Consider the following 17,748-nt stretch of genomic DNA (forward strand, 5'->3'; position numbering starts at 1 on the left):
ATATCATGTGGCGTGTCCGCCGCCATCCGTCAAGTTCTGGTTGCTCACCTTTCCTTGAGAGTTTTTCAGAGACTGTAGCGCTTCATTCAGAACGGTATCCGGCAGGGGCATCAAAAACGGACCTTCGGTGAACAGAAGCGCGGTCTCCACGCTGCGTCCGGGATAGAGCGGAGCCAGCAATTCGCGATAGAGCGCAAGCTGCGCCCGATAGGCGAAAGGCACGGCCTCGACTGTCTTCGGCGGAGGCCGGTTGGTCTTGTAGTCCACGATCAGCACGCGGTTTTCACCGACGCTGATGCGATCGATCTGGCCCGATACGGCGTGATCCCGCCCGCCAAGCTCGATCGTACCCATGATGGCCACCTCCCCGCGCGAACCTTCGGCAAAGACAGGCGCGAAGGTGGGATCGGCGAGAATGGCGCGCACGCTCCGCCAGGCGCCATGGCGCTCGGCCTCGGGCCAGTCGGCGGCGATACGGGCGAGATAATCGCCTGCGAGCGATTCGCGCGCGCCGTCTGGCACGTCAGGCAGATGTTGCAGCAGCATATGGATCGCCGTGCCGCGCCGCAGGGCAAAGGCCGGCGCTCCGTCGCCCGGCCCCAGAACCGGCGAAAACGCGTCGAGCGGCGGCGCTTCGTCCGCCTCGATCAGGGCGGAAGCGCCCGAGGGCGCAAGCGGGCGCGGCAGCCCCGCTTCGGGCTTCATCGGCTGTAGATATTCGGGCGGAAGCGGCGGGAAAGCATGATCCTCGCTCCCTTCCTCCTCGACGACGTCCACCAGCCCTCGCGGCGTGTTTCGGTATCGCCTTGCAGCGACACCCAGAACCGGATGAACAAAGGTTTCGGCCTTTGCAGCCAGAGCATCCTCGACCAGACGATGCCACGTCTCGCCGCTTTCCCGCGCGCCGCGATAGCCGCAGATGATGAGGCGATCTTCCGCCCGGGTCATGCCGACATAAAGCAGGCGGCGATATTCTTCCTCGGCACGGGTCTTCAGCATCTCGATCTGCGCCGCCGTAAAGCCCGTCTGGTATCCCGCATTCGGCTGCCAGAGATAGCCCTTCACCGACGAACCGTCATGCGAGAAATCATACGGGATGAGCTTTGGCGCACGACTGCCGGTCCACACGGCGCTGCCCGGATCGACCAGGAACACCACCGCTCCTTCCAACCCCTTGGCGGCGTGCACGGTCATGATGCGCACTTCGTTGCGCCCCTGATCGAGCTCGCGCTTGATTTGCGGCGATGCCGCTTCCAGCGTTTCGAGGAAGGCCTGCAAGCCCGGCAGACCGACGCGCTCGGCGGACAGCGCATAGTTCTGGAATTCGTCGATGATATCGCCAGCTTCCGGGCCGAGCCGGGCCAGAAGTTTGCGCCGCGCCCCGTCCGCGCTCAATATCCGTGCATAGAATTCGAATACCGGCATGGTGTCGGCCATGCCGCGCCAGCGGCTCAGGGTCTTGTGCACTTCGGCCAGCGCAGCGTCACCTCTGGACTGCTGGTAAAGCCGCTCGAACAGTGTCTGCCCGGCGCTTCTGGGATGAGCGAGATCGAACAGCCGGTCGTCGTCCCATCCGAACAGCGGGCTTTTCAGCACCGATGCCAACGAAAGATCGTCCGAGGGCTGCAACACGAAACGCCCCAGCGCCATCAGGTCCTGAATGGCGATATGGCTGGTAAGCTGCAAGCGATCGGCACCCGCCACCGGAACGGACAGGTTTTTCAGCGCCCGTGAAAGAGCGGGCATGAACTGATCGCGCTTACGCACCAGCACCATGATGTCGCGCGGCACGATCCGCCTGTTCTGCCCCGGAATGGTTTCGCCGCGATCCAGCCAGTGGCGGATGGTGGTTGCGATCTGGTCGGCAAGCCGCACGGCAGGAGCGGCCAGATGATCGACCGGCTCACGCCAGTCGTCGGGTTCTTCCACCACTTCCGGCGTCAGCATATCCCAGATTTCCACCTCGCCCGGCGCGTCGGAACGGATGGCTTCATGAACCGTCGCACCCGCAAGGCCGCGATGGGCTTCCGGCCTTGCAAAGACCTCATCCACCGCCTGCAAGACATCGGGCGCGGACCGGAACGAGAAGTTGAGGCTGACGCGCTCGAATTTCAGTTCCGCATCTTCCGCACGCAGGCTGACCGAGCGTCCCTGTGCGGCAAAATCCTCCGGCACCGCGCCCTGAAAGGAATAAATCGACTGTTTTTCGTCGCCGACGGCGAACAGCGTCCGGCTGATATCACGCTGGCCGAGACCGGAGAAAAATTCCTCCGAAAGCATACGGATCACCTGCCACTGATCGGGACTGGTATCCTGCGCTTCATCGACCAGGATATGGTCTATGCCGCGGTCGAGCTTGTACTGCACCCACTGCCCCGCCCCGTTGCGGGCGAGCAGCGCCACGGTGCGCGTGATGAGGTCCTCGAAATCGAGCAGGCCGCGCTGGCGTTTCAGGTCATGATAGCGTTGCAGCAGATTGTCGATCAGCGTGAGCGCGGCCAGATTGAGCCGCACCAGACGCAACTCCTTCAGCCGGTCGAGACCCTGTTCGACACGCGCCGCCGCCGCATCGAAATCTTCCTCGAAATCGGGCAGAAGCTTTTTCACCGCCGCCGAGCCGACATAGGAACCGGATTTCGGCTCGCCTGTGCTTTTGAGGAAAGCGGCCCGCAGCACGGCTTCCCGGTCGCGCTGGCTCGTCACCTTTTCGAAACGCCGGAGCTGTAGCGCAAAATCCTGCGCACGCGACGCACCCTTCTGGATGGACATGATGAGGTCGAGTGCATCGTCGGAAAATTCCGGCACCGGCCAGAGTTCGGCGACAAGATCGTCCTCGCCGGTTTCGGGATCGAAGCGGAAAGCCCGGTGCAAGGCCTCGCGGCGCTGTTCCACTGTGCCCAGTTCGCCGATATATTGCTGCAAACCGTTGCGGCGGCCCACCGCCTCGTCCAGAAGCGATTGCAGGCCCATTTCGCCGGATGCCTGCAGGACATCGGCAAAGGCGGCCGCGAGTTCCATGTCGCCGCCGCCATGGGCGGTTTCGAGCAATTGGCGGCGGGCCTCGCCGACAAGGGCAACCTGCATCAGGTCGTCCATCATCTCGAAATGACCGGCAATATTCGCCTCCAGCGGAAACTGGTGCAGGATGGCTTCGCAGAACGCGTGGATGGTCTGGATTTTCAACCCGCCCGGCGTTTCGAGCGCCCGCGCGAACAGGCGCCGCGCCACCGCAAGACGCGCTTCGTCCGGTCTGCGGCCTTCCAGTTTCTTCAAATGCCCGACGAGTTCGGCATCCGGCGACACCGCCCATTCCGACAGACGCGCAAAGACACGATTCTGCATGACCGCCGCCGCCGCCTTCGTATAGGTGAGGCAGAGGATTTTCGATGGATCGGTGCCTTCAAGCAGCAGGCGGATGACGCGTTCGGTCAGGACGTGGGTCTTGCCGGAACCGGCATTGGCCGACACCCAGACGGAAGCCGCCGGATCGGCGGCCCTGGCCTGTGCGCGCAGCGTTTCGTCGGGGATGAATGGAACTTTCTTCATGCTTCCCCCTCCCCGCCGGCGTCGCCACCGGCAGACCATTCCAGCACCCGCGCCAGATGGTCGTAATCGCCGGTCAGGTCCGTTTCACGAAAGGGAAGCGCACGCGACAAATATCCCTTGTCCGGCTTCTGATACTCCGCCAGCAGTTGCGACAGCCGCTGCCATGCTTCTTCTCCCAGCGCCGGAGCGGTTTTTTCCGAGGGCGGTCGCCCGATCTTGAGGATCGATTCCGGCTTTACCTCGCCGCCCGCTTTCAGACGCACATAGGTGAGATCGGATGCCCGAACGGGTCCCGGTTCACGAAACGCGCCGCGCACCAGAAGCGCTGCTTCCAGCGCGAGCTGCGGCGACAGAAGCACATGCGCCTGGCGCGGCGACGGCGTGGAACCCGTCTTGTAATCGATGACTTCCGCCGTGCCGTCGCGCAAAAGATCGATGCGGTCGGCACGGCCTGAAAGCGTAATGCCCAGTCCGTCGATCTCGCGTTTGTCGGATGAAATCTCGGCAAAGCGGGTCTGCACATTATAGGCGCGCTCGCGCTCCCATGCGAGAAACTGCGGAATGAGCGCGGTGAAACGCGGCCACCAGACCGCCTCGATCTCCACCGGCAAATCCATATCGGCAAAGAGCAGGCGGCCAAGTTCCATCAGCCGTTCCGCCGCGTCGGGCGCCAGAGGATCGATGGCTTGCTCCGTGAAATGGCCAAGAATATCGTGGAACAGCGTCCCGCGTTCGGCTGCCGCGGGATCGCGGATCAACGGCTCCAGCGGGCGCAGTTTCAGTATCTTTTTGGCGAAGATCGCATAAGGGTCGCGCCGCAGCGTCTCGATTTCCGTCACCGAAAAATGTCGGGGCCGGGCGGCGACGGGCGGCGCGGGCTGCGGCCTTTTGACGAAAGGAACGTCCTCCGCCCGGTCGATCTCGCGCGACCAGTGGACGAAGCGCGCGCCGCGCTTGCGCATACCGGCGGTCACTTCCGCACCGAGCACGGTTTCAAGCCGCTGCAGCCAGCGTGACGGCACGGTCGGCGCATTGTCGGAGCGCTGCGAACGCGTCAGCACGACATGGTCCATGCCGAGCGCCATCTGGAAGTCATGGGCGGCAAGGCCCGTGCGGCGCTCCGGTGGATCGAGCGCGATCATCGACTTCATCGGTCGCGACATGAACGGGTCGTTGCGGGTGCGGGCGGGCCAGACCCCCTCATTCAGGCCACCGATCACCACCGTATCCATGGTCTGCAGGCGCGCTTCAAGCGCGCCCCATATGAAGAGGCGCGGATGACCGCCCGGATGCGGCTTGACCGTCTCGCCCGCCATCAACGCGTCGAGAATGGCGGGCCATTCGGCAGCTTCGAAGTCGAGACCCGCATCGCTCGACACCAGTCCGCGCAGGAAAGCCGCGAGCTGTTCGCCACGTTCGCCCGAATAGAAATGCGCGACACTCGCCTTTTCGTTGCGCGCCAGATTTTCCAGCGCTTCCACCGTTGCGCGCGCAATCTCGCCGATCTCCGTCCTGCGTCCCGCCATGACGAAGGGAGCGAGCGGCTCAACGGCTTTCGTCAGGCTTTCGCAAAGACCGCGGGCGTCGGCAATCATCTCCGGCGTGACCGTCTCGTGCCATGCCGGTTTCCAGTGCTGGCCAGCGCTTTCCTCCAGCCGCCGGTCGAAGAATACGGGCAGATCGAGCACAGACGCCCTGCCCGTACCGCCGCGAAAGGCGATCAGTTCCAGCGTTTCGGCAGCAAGACGGCGTTCGATGCGCGGCGCTTCGAGCCGCAAGAGCGGATGCTTGACCAGCGCCAGCAGCGCGACCGGATCGCCGGGATCGAACACGGTTTCGACCAGAAGCCGCAAAAGCGTGGCGGTTTCGACATCGCGCAGATGCCTGCCGCCGGAATCGTCGGCATCGATGCCGAAACGGGCAAGCTCGCCCACCACGCGCCGCGCCAGATTGCGATCGGCCGTCACAAGCGCCGCCGTCCTGCCCTCTTCACCGATGGCATCGCGCAGGGCAAGCGCAACAGCCAGCGCTTCTTCCCGCTCATTGGCCGTTTCGATCAGGTCGATCTCTTGCGCGGCGGCGTGCAGATTCTCCGCCTTTATATCGAGTTCCCCCCACGCATCGGTCGTTTCCGCCGGGCGAAGCGCTTCGCTCACCACCCTTTCGCGCAGGCGTTTTGCAGTGGGCATGGCCTCGATATGTTCGACATCCTCGCGCAGCACCCGCATTGCATCGAGAAGCTTGCGCAGGCCGAACTGCGGATGACCGAAGGTCGAGGGATTGTCGGTGGCCGACGCCAGCATCTGCCAGGCCGCATCGTCCAGATCGCGGTCAAGGCCCGGCAGCACCACCGCGCCGTTCGGCAGGGCCGCAATGGCCGAGATCAGTTTCGCCGTCGCCGGTATGGAGCCGGTGGAACCGGCGACGATGACAGGCCCGGAAGGCGGGTTGTCCCGCAGGCGCCTTGCTTCGCTCCATATGAGATCGTTGCGGTGCGCGGCGGGATTGGAAAGCTTTCGCTCCGCCAGAATATCCGGCCAGAGTTCGGTAACGATATTCAGGAAACCGAGCGTCACCTGCCACCAGTCGGCAAGATCTTCCGGGGCGATGCCTTGCAGCTCGCTCCATCTGGCGCCATCGGTTTCGACCTGATCCATCAGTCCGGCGAGATCGCGAGCCAGCCAGATCGCATCGGCAGTCGTCGCGGGAACGGAAACATCGTCCACGCCGAACAAGGCGCGCACATGGGCGGGCAGCGATTCCCGCCACGGGCGGATGAGCCGCGCCAGAAGCAGAAGCCGCTCGGCCGCGCCTATCGGCGGATTGACATCGAAGACCGCGTTCGATCCCGCATTGAAGAATGCGGCGTCTTCGTCCACGTCGCCGAGCGGCTTTATTGTCGGCAAAATAGCGCTTTTAGCCGGATTCATATCCACGAGAATGGACCGCAGCGCGCGCGCGGCACGGCGCGTCGGCACGTAGATGGTGGCATTGGCCAGTGCCAGCGGGTCGGATGGATTGCCGGGGAAACCTTCAACGAGCCGCCCCTTCAAAAGCGCATTTGCGAAAACAGGCAGAAAAGGCGTGCCCGGAGGAATGGAAAACAGGCGCTGTTTCCCATCTCTGGGTCTGTGTGCGCTCATGCGTTCTGCCTCCTCATGCAAATGCGGTAAGTGCTGCCTCTGCCTCGCCGATCGCGTCCGGCGTTCCAACGGTCAGCCAGTGCCCTGTCATTGGCATACCATAAAGGCGGCCTGCTACAATCGCTTCGTCGAAATAGCGGTTGAGCGAGGAAATGCCCGGCTCCGCTCCTTCAAAGATACGAGGATGAATGATCCCCGCTCCGGCGTAGATCACCGGTTCGCCGGAAACGTCACGGGCCCGGCGCAGACGCCCGTCCCCATCGGCAACGAAATCGCCTCTGCCTTCATAGCCGGTTGCCTGATCGAGACGCGCCGTCATGAGAAGAATATCCATCCGGTCACCGTCCCAGACCTCGGCAAGCCGGACCGGATTGGGGGATTCCTCGTCGCCGACCCAGAACGTGTCGGCATTCAGGATGAAAAACGGTTGCGCTCCGAGTTCGGGCAGCGCCTTCACAATGCCCCCGGCGGAATCCAGAAGCGTTTCGCGCTCATCTGAAATCACGATCTCCAGATCGTTGCGATGACGAAGATGCCGCTCCAGTTGGTCGGCTAAGTAATGTACATTGACGACAGCCTTGCCGATACCCGCGCGCGCGGCGGCATCAAGCCCCCAGTCGATCAATGGCTTGCCCGCCACCCTGACCAGCGGCTTCGGGACAGTTTCGGTGATCGGGCGCATCCTCTTGCCGAGACCGGCGGCAAGGACCATTGCCGTTTCAGGCATTTTCATTGCGCGCCTTCCCTTCCTCTGTCAGCCCCATTTCGCGGAACCATGCCGCCACCGGCGCCATGACCGGGTGTTGCAGCACACGACCGAGATAGTCGTGTATGCGCGGCAGATGCTTGAGATAAGCCGGCTTGCCGTCGCGTTCGTCCAGTCGCACGAAAAGCCCAAGCAGCTTGGCGTTGCGCTGCGCGCCCATGGCCGCATAGGCCTTGCGGAACAGGGCTTCGTCGAAATCGTGCCCAAGGCGGCGGCGCTCGTCGCAATAGGCGGCGACCACAGCCTGTTCCAGCGCCGGCGAAATCGTCACGCGCGCATCGAGGGCCAGCGACGCGACGTCATAGGCCGAAGGGCCGATCATCGCGTCCTGAAAATCGATGATGCCGATCCTGTCCCGACCCTCATTATCGGCGCCGGCAAACCAGAACAGGTTCGGCGAGTGATAATCGCGCAGGAGCAGGCTTTTTTCCACATCGGCAATATCGGCGATCACGCGGTCCCAGGCGGCTTCGTAAGCCTGTCTTTCCGCATCGGTCAACGGCCTGCCCATCATGCGCGGCGCATACCACTGGCCAACGAGGCTCACCTCGATCATCATCGCATCGCGGTCAAACGGGGCAATGACATGATCCGGGTAGCCGTCGAGATGCACATGGTTCGGCCAGACGACGCCATGAAGATGGGCCAGAAAGCGTCCTGCCGCCTCGTAACGTTCCGCGACAGGTTCGCCGGAAGCGGCGCGCACGCCCTCGGTTCCAAGATTTTCAAGGACAAGAAAGCCGGAATCGAGATCGGCAGCGCGCATCTGCGGAACACGGAACCCATGCCACGCAAGAAGACCGTCAATCGCCGCAAAGGCCAGAATATTCTCCGCCAGATGCGCGATCTGCCGATAGGATTTGCCGTTCCGCAGCGGCGGGTCATAGGGCATTTGCGGCGCATTCATCAGGATTTCGACGCCATGGGCGCGACTATGGATCGTCTCGTATTTGCGCGGGGACGCATCGCCCTGCAAATAGCGGCGCGCCGCATCCTTGCGGTCATGCCTGTCCAGAAATGCGCGGATCGCCCGACTGTGCTCCAACCGCCCGATTGCAGCCGAAGGACCGGACAGAACGATGCGACGCCCCGCCCCCTCGTGGCTGAGCGTTACGGCAAAGGACGGTTCGGGCAGAAAGCCCTCGCCCCGCTCCGGCCATTCGGCCAGAACGATGCCGTCGTCCAGAAATTCCGCCAGTCCCAGTTCGTCCAGTTCTTCGCCGGATGAAATCCGGTAGAGATCGGCATGGGCGACCGGAATGCGCAATGCCTCATAGCTTTGCACCAGCGTGAAAGTGGGGCTTGGAACCTCCAGTCCCGCATCGTCGGCAATGGTCCGTATGACCGCGCGGGCGAGCGACGATTTCCCGGCTCCCAGATCGCCGGAAAGCGTGACGAGGTCGCCCTTTTGCAGGGCGAGGGCAAAATCCTCGCCGAAGCGCTGCGTCGCGGCTTCGTCGGGCAGGAAATAGCTGGTGCTGGATTGTGAGGCGCTCATGGGCACCCTTTACCTTATTCGGCGGCGACGCGGAAGCTGCGTGTTTCCGATGGAAAGCGGCAGATGACCGTTGTTCCGCGCCCGGAACCCGTATCGATATCGACCGAACCGCCATGCAGTTCGACGAAGCTCTTGACGATGGCAAGCCCCAGACCCGCGCCGCGCCTGCGCCCGCCATTCGGATAGGACTGGAAGCGCTTGAAGACCGTATCGAGCACCTCGCCCGGCATACCCGGACCGTCGTCGTGAACCGCGAAGACCAGTTCCGATCCCTCGCGCATCGCCTGCAAACGGATACTGGACCCCTCGGGCGCGTAATTGGTGGCATTGGAAAGCAGGTTGAACAGTACCTGCCGGACACGGTTGGCATCGGCCTTGAACGTAACCGCATCGTCGGCGATATCGATATCAAGCCCGATATTGTGGTCGCGCATCCGCTCGCCCACCCGTGCGGCGGCAGCCGAAATCGCGTCGGCGACAGAAACTTCGCCGACCTCCAGTTCCATGATGCCCGCATCGACCGTGGCGAGGTCCAGAATGTCGTTGACGATGGTGAGCAGGACCGATGACGACGTAGAGATATGGTCCAGATATTCGATCTGTCGCTCGTTGAGCGACCCGAAGGCCGGTGTCTGCAACAATTCCGTAAAGCCGATGATGTTGGTCAGCGGCGAGCGCAGCTCATAGGAAACATGCTGAACGAAATCGTTCTTGATCTGGTCCGCCAGTTCCAGCGCCTCGTTCTTTTCCTTCAGCGCGCGCTCCACGCGCACCGTGTCGGTGACATCGATGAAGGTCAGCATGGTCTGGCCCTTCGGCAATGGCACGACCGCGAAGGAGAGAATGGTGCCGTCGTCCAGTTCCACCTGCCCCATGCGTCCGTCGCGCTTGTCGAGGAAGCCGGTCACTGTCGAGACGAAATCGTCCCACAGGCCGTCGCCGCCGCGCTCGCCGCAGATTTTCGCAATCGAGGAAATATGGGTGCCTTCGACGATGAGCGGCATCGGCAGCGCCCAGAGATCGGCAAAGGACGGATTGGACAGGCGGATGCGCCCGTCCGAACCGAACACCGCCACGGCCTCGGCCAGATGGTCGAGCGTTTCGCCCTGCACCTTGATGAGCGTGTTGTAGCGGCCTTCGAGTTCGAATTTTTCGGTCATGTTCTCGAAGAACCAGGTCACGCCGCCCTGCGGGTGCGGATTGGCGACCACGCGCATGGTCCGGGCATCGGGCAGGTGCCACATATGTTCCTGCGGCTCGACCGCACGATAGGCCGAAAGCACGGAATCCTTCCATTTGCGCCATTCCGGCTGCTCGGGAAGCTTTCCTTCCGAGCGCAGGCGATCGAAGACCAGCGTGTTGCTCGGCTGCGATTCCAGCCATGCGGTATCGAGCGACCAGAGTTTTGCGAAAGCCTGATTGAAGAATTGCAGCTTCATTTCGGGGTCGAAGATCGCGACGGCCGTCGAAAGCTGGTCCAGCGTTTCGGCATGGCTTTTCAGCGTACGGTTCAATTCCTCGCGCACGGCCTGCACTTCGGTCAGATCGAAACCGAGACCGACGGAACCCGTTTCCGCGCTGACATCGGTGACGTCGAACAGGCGACGATCGCCGTGCACCACAGCCGTCAGTTGTTCCTGGAGAACAGGTTCGGAGAAACGGTCGCGTTCCAGGCGCTGGCGCGCCTGCGCGCCGAAAAGTTCGCGCCCTTCGGACACGACCTGGCTGGCATCGGCCATATCCACGGCCTGGGCGTAGGCCGCATTGACCCATTCGACGCGCCCGCCCGTATCGCGTGTCCAGACCGGCTGGTCGATCCGGTCGAGGAGGCAACGAAAAAGCTCGACACGTTCGGAAAGCTCGCGGTTCTGCGCTTCAAGCGCCGCGCGTTCCGCCTGTACGCCCTGTAGGCTCAAAAAGCGCGCCACGGCAAAACCGCCCGATGTGCGCCCGCGCACGTCGAGGAGGGTCCCGTTGACGGTTTCGACGGTCAGATCGAAGGCGCGCGCCTGCTCGCGCAGCATCGCGACGGCGCGTTCCAGCGCCGTCACCGATTGTGGACGCAGCCAGCGGCCGAATGCCAGAAATGCCGAGCGGTCCTGCGGCGCGGCACTATCGTCCGGCAGCAGGCCCACGACCTCCGCCCGCGTGCCATGGCCGTCCCAGACCACGATGCGCTGGTCCTTGAGGTTGAGAAGGGCCTCATTGCGCTGGGCGAGCAGATTGAGATCGGCGAATTTCGAGCGCAATTCCTTGTTTTCTGCGGCAACGCGCGAGCGTTCGCGGATCAGCCATCCGGCCGAAAGGAGGGCGGCTCCCATGACGCCGAGGAACATGGAAAACTGGATGATCTCAAAAGCGCCGACGCTCCCGGCGCCGAAAGGCAGGTCGATGCGCGTCGTTTCCGCGCCCTGTGCGAAGGCGGGCATGGCTGCGAAAAGCGTTGCAAGAGACACGGAGGCCTTCATGACGGCTTTTTTCAGGGCAAGCCGGGCGAACGGCTTTGCAACAAGGGCAGCAGGACGCCATCGTCTGCCAGTACAGATTGCGGAAACGCCCCGCAAATTCCCTGTTGCGCCGAACTCTGGCATGGTTTCCTTTTCTCCGCCACCCGGCCCGATGCCGCCAAAAGCGGCCTGACCGTATTACAACTCCTGACATACGCACGCCGCCACAGTGCACGATAGTCAACGCATTTTCAGGTACTTAGGGGATGAATCGGCCTGCCGCTTCCCGCCTAACCGGCAAAAAACGCGTCACGCAAACACCCGCTCAAACACCTTGATTCGCTTACACAATACCCTTCCGGCGAATCCACGTGAAGCATCTCGCGCGCAAAAAGAAAGACCGGACAGGTTGTCAACTGTCCGGCCTCAACATGTAGTGGAATGATTAACCTATGGTTAATACCTGTAGTGTTCCGACTTGTACGGTCCCTGTGGAGTGACGCCGATATAGGCGGCCTGTTCCTCGGAAAGCACAGTCAGCTTGGCGCCGAGCTTGTCGAGATGCAGGCGCGCGACCTTCTCGTCGAGATGCTTGGGCAGCACATAGACTTCGTTCTTGTAAGCATCGGTGCGCGTGAAAAGCTCGATCTGGCCCAGCACCTGATTGGTGAAGGAAGCCGACATGACGAAGCTTGGATGACCTGTCGCATTGCCGAGGTTGAGCAGGCGGCCTTCCGAAAGAAGGATGATGCGCTTGCCGTCCGGGAACTCGATCAGATCGACCTGCGGCTTCACATTGGTCCATTTCAGATTACGCAGGCTCGCGACCTGAATCTCGTTGTCGAAGTGACCGATATTGCCGACGATGCACATGTCTTTCATCTTGCGCATGTGGTCGATGGTGATGACGTCCTTGTTGCCGGTCGTGGTGACGACAATGTCAGCCGTCGAAGCGGCATCGTCGAGCGTGACGACCTCGAAACCATCCATGGCGGCCTGAAGCGCGCAGATCGGATCGACTTCGGTGACCTTGACGCGGGCGCCGGCGCCCGACAGCGACTGCGCGGAGCCTTTGCCGACATCGCCATAACCGCAGACGACGGCGACCTTGCCGGCCATCATCACGTCGGTGCCGCGGCGGATGCCGTCCACGAGCGATTCCTTGCAGCCATATTTGTTGTCGAATTTCGACTTGGTCACGCTGTCATTGACGTTGATGGCCGGGAAGGGCAGGAGACCCTTCTTCTGCAACTGATAGAGACGGTTGACGCCGGTGGTGGTTTCTTCCGTCACGCCCTTGATGGCGGCGCGCTGTTTCGTGAAGAAGCCCGGCGTCGCAGCCATGCGCTTCCTGATCTGCGCGAAAAGAACCTGCTCTTCTTCCGAGCCGGGGTTCGACAGCACGTCCTCACCCGCTTCGGCGCGCGCGCCGATCAGGATATACATCGTGGCGTCGCCACCGTCGTCGAGGATCATGTTGGACGGTTCGCCGTCCGGCCACTGGAAGATCCTGTCGGTATAGGACCAGTATTCCTCCAGCGTCTCGCCCTTTATGGCGAAAACCGGCGTGCCGGTCGCGGCAATGGCGGCGGCGGCATGGTCCTGCGTCGAGAAGATGTTGCAGGAAGCCCAGCGGACCTGGGCGCCGAGCGCCTGAAGCGTCTCGATCAGCACCGCGGTCTGGATCGTCATGTGCAGCGACCCGGAAATGCGCGCGCCTTTAAGCGGCTGGGTCTTGCCGAATTCCTCGCGCGCAGCCATCAGGCCCGGCATTTCGGTTTCAGCGATATCGAGTTCCTTGCGGCCCCAATCGGCCAATCCGAGGTCCTTGACGACAAAATCTTGGCTTGCGGTCATCGCGTGCTCCAATCAAGAGCAATTCCAGCAAGGGCAACAGGTCACACCCGGAATTGCCCCGGAATTGCATTGCAGAAATGCTGTCTGACTAGCAGATCGCAAGCGGAAGCACAACACCACATAAACAAATCTTTATACGTGCATATCGAGTTGATCCCGTCTGGGTCAACACTCTTCGCCGAACTTTTCCGCAATAAGCATCTGCAACGCGTCGAGCACGGCGCTCGCCTGTTCGCCCGAGGCGCTGACCTCGATGCAACAACCCGGCGATGCAGCCAGCATCATCAGCCCCATGATCGACGTGCCGCCAACCGTCATGCCGTCCTTGCTCACGCGGACATGCGCATTATAGCCATCGACAAGCTGCACGAATTTGGCCGAAGCGCGGGCATGAAGGCCGCGCTTGTTGACGATCTCGAAGGATCGCGAAACAGCACTGTCGGGTTCATATTCACCGGTGACGGGCACACTGGACTGCATGAATTACTTTCCTGTGAGGACCTGGCTCGCCACGTTGATATATTTGCGTCCCGCATCCTGTGCTTCGCGCAGCGCCGCCTTGATATCGTCCCCGATGCGGACGCTCGACAGCTTGATCAGCATCGGCAGGTTGACGCCCGCGATGACCTCGACCTTGCCTTCCTCCATCACGGAAATAGCGAGATTGGACGGCGTGCCGCCGAACATGTCGGTCAGGATGATGACGCCGCTGCCATTGTCGGCGCGGCCGACCGCATCCACAATATCGCGCCGACGCTGCTCCATATCGTCTTCGGCACCGATGCACACGGTCTCGAAATTGTCTTGCGGCCCTACCACATGCTCGACAGCATGCAAAAACTCTTCGGCCAGTCTTCCGTGCGTGACAAGCACGAGTCCGATCATACTATAAAAGCTCCCGTCGCGTGCCCGCCGCATCACCCCGCCAGAGTGTCGGATGGCACTGAAACCACGCCGGAAAAGGACCGGCGAGTTGTGCATCTTGGCAGCGCAAATCTTGATGGCAAGTGAAAAATTCCCACGCTGCCATGAAAAAAGCAAAATGCCGCAGCGTGGCGAGATCCTAACCGATTCGTAACGAAGACGGTTTCAACCGTCCTCCGAGGGCCATTTTTCGTAGAACAAGGTCGCCTCGATGGCCCGCGAAAGCGCGTTTGAATCGCCGTTCGACGACAAAGCCGGCAAAAGAAGCCGGGGCAGGGAAATGCCTTCGAATTCCCACTTTCCACCGCCGGGGTAGCGTTCCGCCATCTCGCTTTCCACAAGGTGCACGACAAGGTCGAGCGGCGCGGAGGCCGCGAAAGCCACCCTGAAAAGCCCGGCGCCGCGAATCTCCACCCCCCCCGCAAGCGCTGCCGGAACGCTGGCGATGAGCCTGCCTCCTTCGGCATGGAGCAGGGTGCGGTCGTCGGCAACCAGCAAGGCTTCCTCCCCCCTCAGTCCGGCCCGTTCCACAAGCGTCATGGCAAGTTCGGTCTTTCCGGCGCCCGAGCGGCCCATGATCATGATACCGCGACCCCGAAGCTGGAGCGTCGTGGCGTGGAGACCGCTTTTTTCCTCTTCCGGCGTCATGCTGCCGCTCTTTCCTGTTTGGGCGTCATGCCTACTTGGGCGTCAAGCCGCCGGCAGATCGACGATGAAGCGCGCGCCCCTGAACCGGTCGGGCTTTTCCGGATCGACGATGTTTTCGGCGGTCAGCGTTCCGCCATGCGCCTCGATGATCTGGCGGCTGATCGAAAGGCCGAGGCCGGAATTCTGCCCGAAAGCTTCCGAAGCCGGACGATCCGTATAGAAACGCTCGAAGATGCGCTCGATATTCTCGATGGGAATGCCGGGACCGTTATCCTCGACGAGCACGCGCAGGCGGCTGCCTTCGCCCGCCAGCGTCACCACGATGCGTCCGGTATCGTCGGGCACGAAGGAACGGGCGTTTTCGATCAGGTTGCTGACCACCTGTCCAAGTCGCAGATCGTGCCCGGCGACATAAAAGCCCTTCTTGCCGGCAGGCGGCCTGCCGGTATCGAACACGATTTCCGTGCCTTCCTTGTTGCGGCGCACTTCGCGGGCGGCAGTCACAAGATTGGTCAGAAGCGTCTTCATGTCGACATGCTCGATATGTTCGCGCGCAAGTTCGGCATCGAGACGCGAGGCATCGGAAATATCGGTAATCAGACGGTCGAGACGCCGCACGTCGTGCTGGATGACGTCGAGGAGCCGCTTGCGCGATTCTTCCGTCTTGGCGAGCGGCAGGGTTTCCACGGCGCTGCGCAGCGAGGTGAGGGGATTTTTCAGTTCGTGACTGACATCGGCGGCGAAGCTTTCGATGGCTTCGATACGGGTATAGAGCGAATCGGTCATTTCACGGATGGACGTGGACAAATGGCCCACCTCATCCTGACGCTCGGAGAAATCCGGTATCTCCACGCGGCTCTTCACACCATGGCGAACGCGGTCGGCGGCTGCGGAAAGCTTGCGCAGCGGGCTTGCAATCGTCGATGCAAGGAAGAGCGACAGGATCACCATGACGACCGACACGACGCCGAAAACACGGAAAACCGCCATGCGCTCGGCCTGCACGATCTTGTCGATGTCATCGCCCTCGGTCGAAAGCAGGAGAGCGCCGAGAATGGCGCGGGAGCGCTGGACGGGAACGGCAACCGACACGACCAGTTCACCCTTTTCATTGCGCCGCTGCGCGGTCTGCGGCGAGCCTGCCAGCGCCTTGACGATTTCCGGGTAGGCGAGGCCGTTGCCGCCGGGCTGTTCCTGATAGACGGGCAGGCCGCCACCGTAGATCAGGCGCGATATCCATCCGCCGATCCGTTCCCATATGCCCGGGGTCTCTTCTTCTATCGGCGGCAGATCGTAACGCAGAACCGGACCGGCGGAAGGAAAGCTCGGCGAATAGAGCGCGCGCGAATCGAGCAGCAGGTTCGCATAGCGATCGTAGATGCGCGCCCTCGTGCTCGTCGGCGAAATCAGCCGCCGCAGCAACGGCGAGACCTTTTCCGGGTTGATCGGAAATTCCCAGTTGTCAAGCGAATCGGGCGAGGGGGTCAGGCTCTGCCCGGCCTGTAGTTCGAGCAGTTTTTCCGGATCGATCATCAGCGAATTCGTATCGACGGTTGCCGATGCGGAAATCGCGCCCGCGATGATCTTGCCCTGCGTGAGCAGGCTTTCGATCTTCGCGTCGATCAGCCCCTCGCGAAACTGGTTCATGTAAAGAATGCCGGAGACAAGCACCGCCAGCGCCGCCAGATTGAGAAACAGGATGCGGCGCGTCAGGCTGGAAAACAGGTGCTGGCCAAGGAATTTGCGAAGGGGCGACAGGAAACGGCGCAGAAACACCGAGCGTTGCCGTCGCGCCCTGCGTTCCCGCATATCCGATTTCTGGCCGACCAGGCCGTCGTTCCGGGTTTCTGCGACCATGTCGCTCAGTCTGCTCTCGTTAAACTATCGCCAGACCCCAAGGACTGGCGATATGTAATTATCTGTCAGGCCTCGCGGAAGCGATAACCGACGCCATAAAGCGTTTCGATCATCTCGAAATCGTCGTCAACCGCTTTGAACTTCTTGCGAAGGCGCTTGATATGGCTGTCGATGGTGCGGTCATCCACATAGACCTGCTCATCATAGGCCGCATCCATCAGTGCGTCACGGCTTTTCACCACACCCGGACGCTGCGCCAGCGAATGCAGGATCAGGAATTCGGTGACGGTGAGCGTGACCGGCTCGCCCTTCCAGGTGCAGGTGTGGCGTTCCTGATCCATGACGAGCTGGCCCCGCTCAAGCGATTTTGCCTGCTGTCCGGTCGGCTTGGCCGTGCCGTCACGCGCCGCAACGCGACGCAGGACCGCCTTGACGCGCTCGACCAGCAGGCGCTGCGAGAACGGCTTGGTGATGAAATCGTCCGCGCCCATCTTGAGGCCGAAAAGCTCGTCGATCTCGTCGTCCTTGGAGGTCAGAAAGATGACGGGAAGGTCCGACTTCTGACGCAGGCGGCGGAGAAGCTCCATCCCATCCATGCGCGGCATCTTGATATCGAAGATCGCAAGATTGGGCGGACGCGCCGTCAGGCCGTCCAGCGCGGATGCGCCATCGGTATAGGTTTCCACCCGGTAGCCTTCCGATTCCAGCGCGATGGACACGGAGGTCAGGATGTTGCGGTCGTCGTCGACCAGCGCAATTGTCTGCGTTGCCGAGGCTTCCTTCATGCGAACCGTTCTCCTTCAGCTAGCCACCCGGAATATCCGGCTGGGGCGTCTTTCAGCCGCCGGAATACCGGCGAATTACCGACCGAGCGCCTGATTGCGCTTCGATATTAGTATAATGAGCCCGCTTGTGCAGTACAAATTAGGTACAAAATGTGGCGGCTTCCCAGGAAGCCGCAAAACGCTTCTTGACGAATCGCGGCCTGGTTAACGCGCTCCCCGCCGAAAATCCCCCATTGCCCCGGCTCGTAACGCTCAGGTTAACCGATTTAAAAAAATT

11 protein-coding genes are annotated in these 17,748 nt (G+C 61.9%); all 11 read right to left on the bottom strand.

Translation table 11 applies throughout. The features are described from left to right. Positions 1-3 precede the first annotated feature (3 nt). Complete coding sequence (gene addA / locus FHS76_RS01380; protein ID WP_183646942.1) at positions 4-3,546, bottom strand: double-strand break repair helicase AddA; 3,543 nt, start codon at positions 3,544-3,546, stop codon at positions 4-6. Continuing rightward, positions 3,543-6,689, bottom strand: coding sequence for a double-strand break repair protein AddB (gene addB, locus FHS76_RS01385; RefSeq protein ID WP_183646945.1), 3,147 nt, complete (start codon positions 6,687-6,689; stop codon positions 3,543-3,545). The genes addA and addB overlap by 4 nt, the downstream gene beginning before the upstream one ends. A 13-nt stretch (positions 6,690-6,702) precedes the next feature. Next, entirely contained in the window at positions 6,703-7,422 is a 720-nt protein-coding gene (locus FHS76_RS01390) for a nucleotidyltransferase family protein (protein ID WP_183646948.1), read from the bottom strand. Continuing rightward, a complete protein-coding gene (gene tsaE, locus FHS76_RS01395) occupies positions 7,409-8,953 on the bottom strand; it encodes a tRNA (adenosine(37)-N6)-threonylcarbamoyltransferase complex ATPase subunit type 1 TsaE (RefSeq protein WP_183646951.1) in 1,545 nt (514 codons plus the stop codon). The genes FHS76_RS01390 and tsaE overlap by 14 nt, the downstream gene beginning before the upstream one ends. Before the next feature lie 14 nt (positions 8,954-8,967). Next, positions 8,968-11,544, bottom strand: coding sequence for a PAS-domain containing protein (locus tag FHS76_RS01400; RefSeq protein ID WP_183646954.1), 2,577 nt, complete (start codon positions 11,542-11,544; stop codon positions 8,968-8,970). A 312-nt stretch (positions 11,545-11,856) separates the two neighbouring features. Then, positions 11,857-13,257 (bottom strand): adenosylhomocysteinase, encoded by a 1,401-nt coding sequence (gene ahcY, locus FHS76_RS01405; RefSeq protein ID WP_183646957.1) that lies wholly within the window; start codon positions 13,255-13,257, stop codon positions 11,857-11,859. Positions 13,258-13,422: 165 nt separating this feature from the next. Beyond that, positions 13,423-13,737 (bottom strand): HPr family phosphocarrier protein, encoded by a 315-nt coding sequence (locus FHS76_RS01410; protein ID WP_183646960.1) that lies wholly within the window; start codon positions 13,735-13,737, stop codon positions 13,423-13,425. Positions 13,738-13,740: 3 nt separating this feature from the next. Next, complete coding sequence (locus FHS76_RS01415; RefSeq protein WP_183646963.1) at positions 13,741-14,142, bottom strand: PTS sugar transporter subunit IIA; 402 nt, start codon at positions 14,140-14,142, stop codon at positions 13,741-13,743. Positions 14,143-14,346: 204 nt separating this feature from the next. Beyond that, positions 14,347-14,829, bottom strand: a complete 483-nt coding sequence (locus tag FHS76_RS01420; RefSeq protein WP_183646966.1) for an HPr kinase/phosphorylase — start codon at positions 14,827-14,829, stop codon at positions 14,347-14,349. Between the two features lie 42 nt (positions 14,830-14,871). Continuing rightward, the gene (locus FHS76_RS01425; RefSeq protein WP_183646969.1) at positions 14,872-16,686 is read right to left on the bottom strand and encodes a stimulus-sensing domain-containing protein; all 1,815 of its coding nucleotides are present in this window, start codon (positions 16,684-16,686) and stop codon (positions 14,872-14,874) included. Positions 16,687-16,751: 65 nt separating this feature from the next. Beyond that, positions 16,752-17,471 carry a response regulator transcription factor gene (locus FHS76_RS01430; protein WP_139974707.1) on the bottom strand — a complete coding sequence of 240 codons (720 nt, stop codon included), beginning with the start codon at positions 17,469-17,471 and terminating at the stop codon, positions 16,752-16,754. Between the last annotated feature and the right edge of the window lie 277 nt (positions 17,472-17,748).

Origin of the sequence: Brucella daejeonensis (assembly GCF_014199265.1) — a bacterium.
Taxonomy (GTDB): Bacteria; Pseudomonadota; Alphaproteobacteria; order Rhizobiales; family Rhizobiaceae; genus Brucella; species Brucella daejeonensis.